The organism is Streptomyces sp. x-19, from assembly GCF_046549115.1.
GTDB lineage: Bacteria > Actinomycetota > Actinomycetes > Streptomycetales > Streptomycetaceae > Streptomyces > Streptomyces albulus_C.
The window spans coordinates 1-10,987 of sequence record NZ_JAJPWK010000060.1 but is presented as its reverse complement, the minus strand read 5'-3'; the positions used below and the strand labels follow the sequence as shown (position 1 = coordinate 10,987).

General features: G+C 65.2%; 9 protein-coding genes, 1 tRNA gene and 3 pseudogenes. 10 read left to right on the top strand and 3 right to left on the bottom strand.

Translation table 11 applies throughout. The annotated features are described in order from the left end of the window. Positions 1–873 precede the first annotated feature (873 nt). Positions 874–959: transfer RNA gene (locus ACLJT4_RS41750), tRNA-Leu, on the bottom strand. A 1,562-nt stretch (positions 960–2,521) separates the two neighbouring features. Between ACLJT4_RS41750 and ACLJT4_RS41745 the strand changes: the two genes are divergently transcribed. The 3 genes from ACLJT4_RS41745 (at position 2,522) to ACLJT4_RS41735 (ending at position 4,154) form a co-directional block, all read left to right on the top strand. Further along, positions 2,522–2,722 (top strand): transposase, encoded by a 201-nt coding sequence (locus ACLJT4_RS41745; RefSeq protein ID WP_411130362.1) that lies wholly within the window; start codon positions 2,522–2,524, stop codon positions 2,720–2,722. 575 nt (positions 2,723–3,297) lie between these two features. After that, entirely contained in the window at positions 3,298–3,633 is a 336-nt protein-coding gene (locus ACLJT4_RS41740) for a histone-like nucleoid-structuring protein Lsr2 (protein WP_411130360.1), read from the top strand. A gap of 191 nt (positions 3,634–3,824) precedes the next feature. After that, on the top strand, positions 3,825–4,154 hold the full coding sequence (locus ACLJT4_RS41735; RefSeq protein WP_411130359.1) for a hypothetical protein: 330 nt from the start codon (positions 3,825–3,827) through the stop codon (positions 4,152–4,154). A gap of 308 nt (positions 4,155–4,462) precedes the next feature. Here the strand turns inward: ACLJT4_RS41735 and ACLJT4_RS41730 are convergent. Then, a pseudogene (locus tag ACLJT4_RS41730) lies at positions 4,463–5,555 on the bottom strand (IS256 family transposase); the annotation flags it as partial. Positions 5,556–6,342: 787 nt separating this feature from the next. On the opposite strand from ACLJT4_RS41730, the gene ACLJT4_RS41725 reads away from it, so the two are divergent. The 4 genes from ACLJT4_RS41725 to ACLJT4_RS41710 all read left to right on the top strand — a co-directional run bounded on the left by ACLJT4_RS41725 (position 6,343) and on the right by ACLJT4_RS41710 (position 9,520). Beyond that, a complete protein-coding gene (locus ACLJT4_RS41725) occupies positions 6,343–7,497 on the top strand; it encodes a sensor histidine kinase (RefSeq protein WP_411130357.1) in 1,155 nt (384 codons plus the stop codon). Next, entirely contained in the window at positions 7,475–8,128 is a 654-nt protein-coding gene (locus ACLJT4_RS41720) for a response regulator (RefSeq protein WP_411130356.1), read from the top strand. Before ACLJT4_RS41725 ends, ACLJT4_RS41720 begins: the two co-directional genes overlap by 23 nt. A 487-nt stretch (positions 8,129–8,615) precedes the next feature. Continuing rightward, positions 8,616–9,101 (top strand): hypothetical protein, encoded by a 486-nt coding sequence (locus tag ACLJT4_RS41715; protein WP_411130355.1) that lies wholly within the window; start codon positions 8,616–8,618, stop codon positions 9,099–9,101. Between the two features lie 170 nt (positions 9,102–9,271). Next, a complete protein-coding gene (locus ACLJT4_RS41710) occupies positions 9,272–9,520 on the top strand; it encodes a hypothetical protein (RefSeq protein WP_411130363.1) in 249 nt (82 codons plus the stop codon). Here ACLJT4_RS41710 and ACLJT4_RS41705 read toward each other — a convergent pair. Continuing rightward, positions 9,415–9,777 (bottom strand): annotated as a pseudogene (locus ACLJT4_RS41705) (transposase); the annotation flags it as partial. The gene ACLJT4_RS41710 and the pseudogene ACLJT4_RS41705 overlap by 106 nt on opposite strands. A 75-nt stretch (positions 9,778–9,852) precedes the next feature. On the opposite strand from ACLJT4_RS41705, the gene ACLJT4_RS41700 reads away from it, so the two are divergent. The 3 genes and pseudogenes from ACLJT4_RS41700 to ACLJT4_RS41690 form a co-directional block, all read left to right on the top strand. Beyond that, positions 9,853–10,149: a transposase gene (locus tag ACLJT4_RS41700; protein ID WP_411130353.1), complete on the top strand. Its 297-nt coding sequence runs from the start codon at positions 9,853–9,855 to the stop codon at positions 10,147–10,149. Next, on the top strand, positions 10,146–10,781 hold the full coding sequence (locus tag ACLJT4_RS41695; protein ID WP_411130352.1) for an IS3 family transposase: 636 nt from the start codon (positions 10,146–10,148) through the stop codon (positions 10,779–10,781). The genes ACLJT4_RS41700 and ACLJT4_RS41695 overlap by 4 nt, the downstream gene beginning before the upstream one ends. A gap of 36 nt (positions 10,782–10,817) precedes the next feature. After that, positions 10,818–10,987: pseudogene (locus ACLJT4_RS41690) on the top strand (IS30 family transposase); the annotation flags it as partial.

Below are 10,987 nucleotides of genomic sequence, written 5' to 3'. Positions count from 1 at the left end.
AAGCGGTGGACGATGCGCTGGAAGCGGGCCCTCCAGGCGTTCGACATCGCCTTCGACGGCCGCCTCTCAGCAACCCGCATCTGACCCAACAACCACACCAGTTACACCGTTAAGTTGACAGACCCCCGCCCGAGCGGCGAACCACGAACTCATGACCCGACTCAACACCGCCCACTCCACCTCATGAGCCATGCACCACAGGTGCCGGGCACGGGCGAAGCCGGGACACCCTGCACCCACCAGCGGAAATTCACCCACTGAAGCTCTCGCGGCGAAACGACCCCGAGAGAAACGTCTGCACAGCAGCCTCGGCTACCGCAGCCCCGCCGAGTACGAAACCGTCCTCGCGGCCTCACCACCACACCGACGGCGTCCAGTCCGTCAAAACGGAACAAGCTCACCCACCGCCATGCGGACGGGGAGTTGAACAACGGCAGTAACAAAGCGACGAGTTCCCGCAGAACCGTCAGGAACCAGCCGCTGCGACAGATCGGCTCTCACCAAAGGACATCCTGCCGCAGCCCACACCGTCACCACACGAGACAACCTCTACGCCAACGGTCGCCCTTCCGTCTGGGTGGACGACGAACAGGGCGAGCCGGATCAGACGTACGTGACCGCTCACCATCGAGAGTCCGGACTTCTGCACCACGTCAACCTGCACGCTCGCCGACTTCGCCCGATCTCTGGACTCTCCACGAGCCCATAGGCCCAGCCCAAGCGCAACACGAAATTAATCAGCGCCCATCCGGCCACTGTGACGTACGCGGCGTACACGGCGGCCTGGCAGTTCTCGGTCTGCCCAGTGAGCCCGGCATCGATCTGCGAGGAGTTCTGCCGCTCCGCCGACCCCATTGTCACAAAACCCCGGAGTGGGCAAGGTGGGGCTCGAACCCACACACCCCGCAGGGGGAAACGGATTTTAAGTCCGCCGCGTCTGCCGATTCCGCCACTTGCCCAAGTATACAGAGGACTATCTATCGCGAGAAGAAAAACCCCATTCCTTCAGCATCGCGACCGTGCGGTTCAAATACTCCAGACGTACCAGGTAAATCTGCGTTTCGTGAAGCGCCTGCGCAAAACACCGAGACGTCTCACTGGGAGGTACTGAGGGAAGACCAGAATAGACTTCATCCGTGAGCATCGCCAGTCTCTGCAGCGAGAACCTCAGACAGTCCATGATGCTACGCTGTTCTCCTGCCACTGCTGCACCAAAATGCAACAGCCGGTCGGCAGAAGCCTTAGCGTTCGCCGTCGAACGAATCCAGCCCCTCCGTAACGTTGACTGAGCTGTCCGCCAGCCGCCCCATGTAACTCGCATTATCGCCCACCATTTTCATGGGATCGCCTCCCAAAAGCTGCCATTGCGCACCAGCCAGATAGGACGCCTCGTTAAAGGTTGCCCACCTGCCAGCATCGCACCACCTGCTCGGAAGTGCATCTGGGGGGCTACCCAATGAAGTCATATGATGGCGGGATCTGCGCCCCGCCCCTCCGGAAAGTACTTCCGACTTGTATTGGGGATAGCGGTGTTCGTGATCGGGTTGGCCGCGCGTAACGTGCCGCAGGACGCCGGGCAGGCTGACCCGAGTACTTCCTGCCGCCCGCAGGGGCTGGCTCTCTTTGGGGGTGTCGACCTGCCCGGTGCCCGTTCGCGGCTTGACTCAACAGAGGCATGAGCATTAAGTACTCCAGCAGCGGTTCGTGTCCTGAACTGGGCGGACCGTGCCGGTGCAGGGGCGGCCGTCGGGGTCCAACCGCACCGTCCACACCCGCCCTGCGACGCGCGGTGTCCCCCGAGGACCAGGCCGCCATCATGCGGCGGGTGAAGACCGGCTATTGTGGGGAGCGGTCCTCAATGTTGGCCGAGTTGCCACTGGCATCGGTGCTCGTGGTCCAGTCCGCCCCACTGGCCGGGCAGAGACGGCACACGAAATCGCTGGCCACCCGAGCGAGCGTGGCCAACGCCGCGTTGTCCAACCCGAGTTCGACAGTTGGTGGGCACACGGGCCCAATTGGTGCTGGTGACCTGCGGAGACGTGATGACAGCCCGTGTGCCCACCGGTACCCGCCAGACTCTCGACCTGCAGGAACGTCCGCAGTTTGCATCTGCCTGTCCAGCACGAGGGAGCGGGGGAATCTACCGCATTGGGAGAGTATTTGATGGCCCGTCACCTCATTCCTCGCGTGCTTTCCTCGCTCCGTGCAGGGCGCTGGGAGCCCTGTGGGTATACGCATCCTTCCGCATCACCCCAGGTGGGAGCCCCGATCGCCCGCGCATGCCCACCAACTGTCGAACTCGGGTCCAACTGCGCGTGATCCTGCGCTCGACAGTAGGCGGCGGGAATGTCTCCGAGGGCGCCTTCGGACATCGCCGCCTGCAGCAACACATACCCGCGTTCCACCTGCTCGTTGAGCCTGTCCAGCATCTGCCCTACCCCAGGCAGGACCCTGACGCCGGAGTTTGGGCACCAGAGACCCTTGGATCTTAATGGTCCGGGTGGACAGGAGTCCCGCACAAATGGTGATGAAGCACTACCCCGCCGAGTTCAAGGCGAACGCGGTCGCGCAGTACCGCTCGAGGCCGGGAGCGACGATCAAGTCGGTCGCCACCGACCTCGGGGTGAACACCGAGACGCTGCGCAACTGGATCCGGGCGGCCGACGGACGGCGCCCCGGAGCGCACTCGACGACCCGGCCGACTCTCCGGCCCAGGCCGTGACCGGGGCGGATGCGGAAGGATCCTTACCCTGTGGCTACGCAGGGTACGTTTGGCGACTACCCGAAAGTGAGAGAGAAAGCGATCACCGGATGACAGCTGAAGGGCAAGGGCCTCGTCCGTTCCGGCCCGTCGCCTGACGATCCGTTTCACGCCGTGCTGCACAGCTTCTGATGCTCGGCCCGCACCCCGTACAAGGGTGGTGAGGTCGGTGATCAGGTGGACGGTCTCGCGGGCCCGTTTCCCTGTCTTCGTATGGGTGCGCCGCCGGGCGATCCTGACGTCCTGGGCGGCGTGCGAGAAGTCGAGATCGCCAACGGTCAGTAGAACTTCGCGGCGGCCTCCTTCCACGGCAAACGGTGACGGAACTTCGCCGGTGTCCAGGAGTACCGAAGTAGAGCATTATCGCGCCGGTCGCTTTTATCACCGCCATGAGCGTTCTGGGGTTCATGTTCATGTGACCCGAGGCCGGCTTGAGACCACGTCGGCAGCGACTGCACCCAACTGAGGGAAATTGGTGACGGACCTTCTCTGTCAACGTGGGGCCAGCGTCTTTGTCCTGCGTATAGGATGCATCCATGGCACAGAAGGTAGTAACCATTTACACGGATGACCTCACGGGCGAAGAGTCGCCAGAGGCCGCCACCCACTCGATCGCGATCGACGGCGTGAAATACGAAATTGACCTCGGGCCGGACAGCTACGACAAGATGCTGGAGGCCCTCGCGCCCTTTACCAGGGCCGGCCGACGGGTGCGGGGATCGCGGAAGGCCGGTGGTCGCACTGACACGGCAGTAAGCAGCGGCGTGGACACAGCGAAGATCCGCGCATGGGCCAAGGAGAATGACTACGACGTGAACGACCGCGGACGAGTGCCGGCTGAAATCCGCGAGGCGTACACAAAGGCACATTGATCCACTCAAATAGCATCGGAAGGCCCTTCATTGCAGGGCTTCCTCATGCCCGCCAACACGCGGCCGGCTACCCCTAAGCAGGGTCGGGGACTGGAAACGGAGCGGAAGCCACCGCGCCAGTCCCCGACCCCACTAGAGAGCCTGCCCAACCGTCCAGATGGGCGCCCTTTCACATAGGGAAGGAGACCTTGATGAACAATCGTCAGCGTTCGTACCACCCGAGTGCAGACGAGGCGATCGCAATGCTCAACGCATCCCCAACCCCCCTCACGGCGTGGGCTGCCGAAGATGCAGTCTCGAAGATCATCCAACGACCCATCTCAGCCGGTGCCGTGAATCGACTCCTCAAGGATCCCTCCAAAGCCGGAACTGGCTTAATCGGACAACAGTGGTGGAATCGCGGCGCCGACATTTTCAATAACAGTCTCCAAACCATCCACTACTGGACACCTGAAGCAGCGGCTGGGGCCAATGGGCGCATCAACCGGAGCGAAGCTGATAGTAGGCGCTCCAACTGTTAAAGGAACGACACAAGGACGAATACACAACCCTCCTCTCCGAGCTGCTCGAACAGTTGCCTCATCGCAGCGACGGCGCTGGTCGCCGCGTCAGCAAGAGCGTCGTGATGGCAGACCGACTGACCTCTTTCATCAGCGCACGGGAGGCCTCCAACCCACTACACATCTGCCACGCCCAACCGATATCCTTGGGAGTTCGCCCGACCGTACAGTCCTTCGAATCGTCGGGCAGCGGAAAGAGCTCTCGAGCAAGCTGCGGATGCTGGTCTACTCGTAGAAGTCGCCTTCAAGGCTGATGGCGAGTTGGCGATTCCCGGTCTACCCCCCGAGTCCCACCTGCACACCAAAGACGAACTAATGGACTCGATGGGGTTCGTAGTCCGCAGGTGGACCCAGCGCTCGGCTGGGAAGTCGTAGAATGCCAGCAGCTCGTCGCGGTCGTCGACGATTTTCGCGACGGCCTTGGGCCACTTGGCGCCGTAGGTGCGGGCGAACGCGTCGATGGCCTTCTCGGCGTGGGCCCTGTCCTCGGCGTTGTAGATCTCCTGCATTGCCTTCGTCGCACCCGGTTGTGCGGACTTCGGAAGACAGTTCGTGACATTCCGGGCCTTGTGGACCCAGCAGCGCTGGTGCCGGGCGGCGGGGAAGACCTCGGCCAGTGCGTTCCACAGGCCCATCGCGCCGTCGCCGATGACAGCTCGGGGTCGCTCATGCCGCGGCCGCAGCAGTCCCGGAGCAGGTCGGCCCAGGACTCGGTGGACTCCCGCAGCCCCTCCGCAAGGGCGATCAGTTCCTTGGTGCCGTCCAGTCGGACGCCGAGCAGGACCAGGACGCACGAGTGGGCCTGGCCGAGCCGAACCTTCGGGTGCACGCCGTCGGCCCACACGTAGACGAAGTCGGTCTGCGACAGGTCCCGCTGCTGGAAGGCCGCGTGGTCGTCCTGCCACTGCTTTGTCAACCGGGTCACCGTCGCCGGCGACAGGCCGGCCGTGCCGCCGAGGAACTGCTCCAGCGCGGGCACGAAGTCGCCGGAGGACAGTCCGTGCAGGTAGAGCAGCGGCAGTACCTCGGAGATCTTCGGCGACTTGCGGCACCAGGGCGCCAGGATCGTCGAGGAGAACCGCTTGCGGTCGCCCGTCGCCTGGTCGATGCGACGGTCGTTTACCCGGGGAGCCCGTACTTCGACTGGGCCGGCTGCGGTGACCACCGTGCGGGGCCGGTGGTGGCCGTTGCGGACCACCAGGCGCCGCCCACGTTCGTCGGTCTCGGCTGCCAACTCGGCTATATAATGGTTGACTTCCGCTTCAAGCGCGGCGGCGAGCATGCGACGGGCGCCTCGCGCACGACCTCGTCGATCAAGGAGCCGGACTGGGTGGAACCAGCGGCGGTGACTACGCTGAGCACGGCGTGCCTTCCCGACCCGCGCTGCGAACGCGGGCCCACTCGGAGACCTTCAAGGGATCATCGGGAAGGCACGCCCTCCGCGTTCCTCCCGGCACCAATCCACAGGTTCCAAGCATTGCTCCGGGGCCGTGGCCCTCTCTCGCATCGTGGATGGGGTGGCCCTGGCCGGGGTCGTCGGCACCGACGAGCAGGCTCCCTGGAGCGCGACGTGTCGGGGGGACGATGTCGAGACTGAGTGCGGTGAGACAGCCCCCGTGCTCGGCGGCGTTGGCGACAAGTTCGGCGACAACGAGTTCGGCGCAGGCGAGGAACTCGCTGTCGCAACCGTGAGCTGTGAGCCACTGGTGCGCAAGAGGCCGGGCATCCCGGGAGGCCTATCGCCAAAGTGGTGCTGGAGCCAGGTGATGGCGTACCGCCGCCGTGGCCCCTTGGTCGGGGAAGACATGATTGTCGGCTCCCTTCCACAAGCCTCTGGCCTCTTGACTTCGTCGGGTCCGGCTACGCTGGACGGCGCCCGACGGGAGGGGCCGTATGGAGACGACACCATGGACAGCTTGGCGGCGCGACGGCATTTGGGATGTTGCGGGAACCGACGACAGTCGGCCCGTCTGGTGGCTGAGGGCGTCCGAGTGAATGCATGGAGTGCGAACGGCTGCCGGGTATTGCCTGGTACGTCCCGGCAGCCCTTCTCCGGACGGCCTCGTATGCTGGTGGTATGGAGTGCTCTGGTCTACCGGAGGCCGGCACATCGCGGCGCCGCTGGCGTCCCTCCCGGGCCGATGCTTGGGTGGCGCTGGCTGCTGCCGTGTTCGGCGTCGGTGACTCGCTGGTCCATGTGGGCAGCGGCCTGCTGACTGGCCGGCAGCATTGGGCGGCGCTCGCGGCCGCCCTGACCGGCCTCCTCGTCCTGTGGCGCAACCGCTGGCCACGTGCTGTGACCAGCCTGGTCCTCGCGGCCCACGTCCTGTGCTATGCGCCTGGGGCCGTCGCGGTCATGGTCTACACCCTCGGAGGGATGTACCGCCGCCCCCTGCCGTTGCTTGCCGTAGGACTGAGCGCCCTCGCCGCCGAGACCACCTCCTCGGAACTGGCGGGCACGGGGGTGGACCTGGTGTACGCCGTGCCCTTCGTGGCTGCACCGGTGCTGATGGGCCTTCACATGGCTACGCGGCAGAAGCTGATCACCACCGCCCGAGAACGGGCCGAAGCACTGGAAGCGCGTCAGACCCTGCTGCAGGAACGGGCCCGGGCAGAGGAGCGCACTCGCATCGCCCGCGAGCTGCACGACGTTGTCGCCCACCGCGTCAGCCACGTCGTGCTCGTGGCCGGAGCGCTACAAGTCAGCGCCGACCGCGGAGCCAACTGGGTACGGCAGGAAGCCGAACGCATTCGCAGCGCCGGTAGCCAGGCGCTCACCGAGCTGCGCGGCATCCTGGGTGTCCTGACCGACGACAACGGCCGTGCCGCGGAGCCTTCGCTGGAACCGACCCCAACCACTGCCGATCTTGCCACCCTCGTCGCCGACGGCCGCCACTTGGGAGCCGACATCACCCTTCGCGAGACCGGGCCGCTGGAGACCCTGCCCACAGCCGCGCAGGTCGCGGTCTACCGCGTTGTGCAGGAAGCCCTCACCAACGTGCTCAAACACGCCCCCGGAGCCCCCGTGAGCGTCGACGTTGCCAGCGACGGCCTCGCCGTCCGGGTCGAGGTCACCAACGGCCCGCCCACCCGCTCACCCGATGCCGCGCTCCCCTCCGGGGGATACGGGCTCGTCGGACTCGCCGAACGACTCAGAGTGCTCGGCGGCACGTTCACAGCCCGGCCCGGAGCCGACGGCGGCTTCCGCGTCCTGGGCACCATCCCGCGCAACCCCGGCCAGCCCGGCGCAACCGGCCCGCACGCCCCTCCCGGAGCCCCCCTTGCTCAGAATCCTGATCGCTGACGACGAGCCGTTCGTGCGTCACGGACTGCGCACGATCCTCGAGGCCGACCCCGGCATCCGCGTGGCCGCCGAAGCCGCAGACGGACTCACGGCCGTCGCAGAGGCTCGGGCTCACCCATGCGACGTGGCGCTCGTAGACATCCGTATGCCCCGCATGGACGGACTTGCCGCCACCCACGCACTCCTCGCCCTGCCCACAGCCCCGGCCGTCATCATCCTGACGACCTTCCAACTCGACGAATACGTTACCGAGGCCCTACGGGCCGGAGCCTCCGGCTTCCTCCTCAAAGACACCCTCCCGACCGACATCATCAAAGCCGTCTACACAGTCGCCGAGGGCAACGCCCTGCTCTCACCCGCGGTCACCCGGCACGCCATCAACATGCTGCTGCAACGGCACCGCGGGCTGACTCCCGAAGAACGCGCCCGTATCGCTTCCCTCACCAAACGGGAGCACCAAGTCCTGCTCCAGCTTGCCGAAGGCCTGTCCAACGCGAACATCGCCCAGACCCTCTTCACGAGCGAATCCACCGTGAAAATGCACGTCAGCCGCATCCTCGCCAAGCTCCACGTCGACAACCGCGTTCAAGCCGCCCTACTTGCCCGCGAAGCCCACCTCACCCGACAGTGAGGTGCTCCGAACGTTCCGGACAGGCACACACCAGGAAGCCGACAGGGAAGCGGTGGTACAAGCACACGCGTGGCGTGCGCCATCATCGCCGCCGGGAATCAGGACGCCTTCCGTGTTGGCGTGACAACGGCCTTCAAGATCGGAAGCCCACCTGGAAACGATCAACTCGAAACTCACCCCACTGGCTCACCCATCAACATGAATCGTAGTTCATGTGATCATTCGTGCATGCGCGGGTGAGTCGCCGTTCCGGTGGACGGGGGTCTCTGCGTAATGTGTCTGCCCATTTTCCGGGCAAGCTCGAGCTCATCCCCACCTGCCCGAGGCGCGAGCTGGGTTGCAGGTGTCCAAAGAACGGGCACAGAATTACACGGCACAGAAATCCTTTCGGCGTGCGCACCACCTGTCGAAATGTCCATCAAAGTGACATTGCGCGTGGTGGGCGAGCCGGAGCTTTGGGCCCGTAGAGGAAGGTGGAGAGTCCCCCGTGCACGAAAATGACGAATCGATTAGCCCTGAACTCGATTCCGGGCTATGCGATCTGTGCGGCCGAACCATCCCGCCCAGCATGCGGATCTTCTCGCTGGCGCCGGATTCCTCTGTGATCCATCCAGACGATCCTCACCAGGATGGCCAGCGGCTCCTGGTAGCCTGCAGCGCCGAGCACCTTGGCGAGCTCCAACAGCAGTACCGGCAACGCCCATACCTAAAGGAAGAGCTATGGGCAGGAAAGATCACCCGTGCACTGCGGGCACATCCCGAAGGCCTCGATGAAGCGGGACTTGTCCAGGCAACCGGCCTGAACATCATCCAGATCGAACACACTCTTTCCTGGGAGAGCGAACGCTTTCTTCTTCAGCAGACACACCCAGTCGACCCCGACAGACCAGAAGGCGACAGGGCAAGCGACGACACCGACAGATCTGATGGTGAACCTTTTCCTGGAGATGAACCTTTCAGTGAACCTCTTTAATAACAACCTGTCGCTCAGGGATGAATTGGCCTGATTGGCGTTGTCAAGTTGTGGGCGTGGCAGGTGAGTTAGGGCGTACTGCTGATGTGATCGGCCTGGTGGTGACGCGGCGTTCAGGCGGTCGCGGGCACGGCGGTGACAGACTTTCAGGCGCGGAAGCGTTCAGTGATATGAAAGCGATGGCCCTCGGCGTCCTCAAACGGCAAGTGGCTGCGCCGGCACGGCTTTTCCCCGCGGCCCCCCGCCGCTCCTACCGCCAGCAGCAGGAGAAGGTGACCGCCTGGCGGGAAGAGGAGCACCCCGCCATCGCCGAGCGAGCGAAGGCGAGCGCGACCTGGACGTGCTTCTTCCCTTCGGCACGTTTGCGGTCATACCGGGAGTTGGGGTCACAGCGGATGCTGACCAGCGCGGAGGCGTAGAAGGACCCGTTGGAGTCTTCGGTGGTAGGCGTTCGGCCGGTGGAGGTGGCCGTTGACCTTGCCGGAGTCGCGAGGAGCGGGAGCGACGCCGGCGAAGGCCGCCAGGGCATCTGGGGAGTCGAAGTCGTCCAGGCCGCCACCGACGGCGGCGAGGAACTCGGCACCAAGGACGGTGCCGACGCCCGGGTCGCTCAGGATGATGTCGGCGAGTTCGTGTTCGCGAACCGGCCTTCGATGAGCTTGTGCATCTCGGCAATCGGGCCCTCACCCCGCGTCCTGGACACCGTAGACACTGGATCTTGAGGATCTGGGAGAACGGAGGCCCAGTGGGGATGAAGCACTATCCGCCGGAGTTCAAGGCGGACGCGGTCGCGCTGTACCGCTCACGGCCGGGAGCGACGATCAAGTCGGTCGCGGCTGATCTGGAGGTCAACACCGAGACGCTCAGGAACTGGATACGGGCCGCCGACGGGCGGCGTCCGGGCTCGCACTCGGCGGCCCAGCCGGCCACGTCGGCAGCGGACTCGGCGGAAGTGACCGCCTTGCGCAAGCGGGTCCGTGAACTCGAAGAAGAGCGGGACATCCTGCGCAAAGCGGCCCGGCATTTCGCAACGGAGACGCGCTGGTGAACCGCTTCCAGTTCGTTGAAGACCACCAGCGCCGCCACGGCGTGAAGCGGCTGTGCACCGTCTTGGGCATCGCCCGCTCGAGCTTCTACTACTGGCGCAAGACCGCCGCCTACCGAGCTGCCTGCCAGGCGGCCGACGCCAGGCTCGCCGCGAGGATACGCGCCGTTCACCGTGAATCGGACGGCACCTACGGCGTCCCGAGGATCACCGCCGAACTCCGTGAGGACGGCGAGCAGATCAACCACAAGCGCGTCGCGCGCGTCATGCGCACGATCGGCTTGGCCGGCGGCCGCCTGCGCCGTCGGCACCGCACCACCGTCCCGGACCCGGCCGCCGCCAAGGCCCCGGACCGGATCGGCCGAGACTTCACCGCCGAGGAGGTGAACACGAAGTACGTCGGCGACATCACGTACTTGAGCGTCGGCGGCGGAAGGTTCTGCTATCTCGCGACCGTGATCCACCTCGCGTCACGGCGCCTGGCGGGCTGGGCACTCGCCGATCACATGCGCACCGAGCTGGTCATCGACGCCCTGGCCGCTGCCGAGCGGACCCGGGGCAGCCTCAAGGGCGCCATCATGCACACCGATCACGGAGCTCAACCTGGGTTCAACCAGTCGTTGCAACACTCCTGATCAGAGGGGTGTGCTGTGGGACGGCCAGCGGGTTGGATGACGGAGTTGACAGGGCGGTCGCCGATGAAGTCGCCGGGGTGGCCCTCGACGCGGCGGGAGGTTGAGCGACTGTTCTGGCGTGAGATCGCCAAGGGGCTGACCAGTGAGGATGCGGCCGTCGCCGTCGGGGCAGCGCCGGCGGTGGGCACACGGTGGTTGCGGCATGC

Coding starts and splice junctions, on each gene's coding strand:
- ACLJT4_RS41745 (WP_411130362.1), top strand. CDS start 2,522: ATGGTGATGAAGCACTACCCCGCCGAGTTCAAGGCGAACGCGGTCGCG.
- ACLJT4_RS41740 (WP_411130360.1), top strand. CDS start 3,298: ATGGCACAGAAGGTAGTAACCATTTACACGGATGACCTCACGGGCGAA.
- ACLJT4_RS41735 (WP_411130359.1), top strand. CDS start 3,825: ATGAACAATCGTCAGCGTTCGTACCACCCGAGTGCAGACGAGGCGATC.
- ACLJT4_RS41710 (WP_411130363.1), top strand. CDS start 9,272: ATGAAAGCGATGGCCCTCGGCGTCCTCAAACGGCAAGTGGCTGCGCCG.
- ACLJT4_RS41700 (WP_411130353.1), top strand. CDS start 9,853: ATGAAGCACTATCCGCCGGAGTTCAAGGCGGACGCGGTCGCGCTGTAC.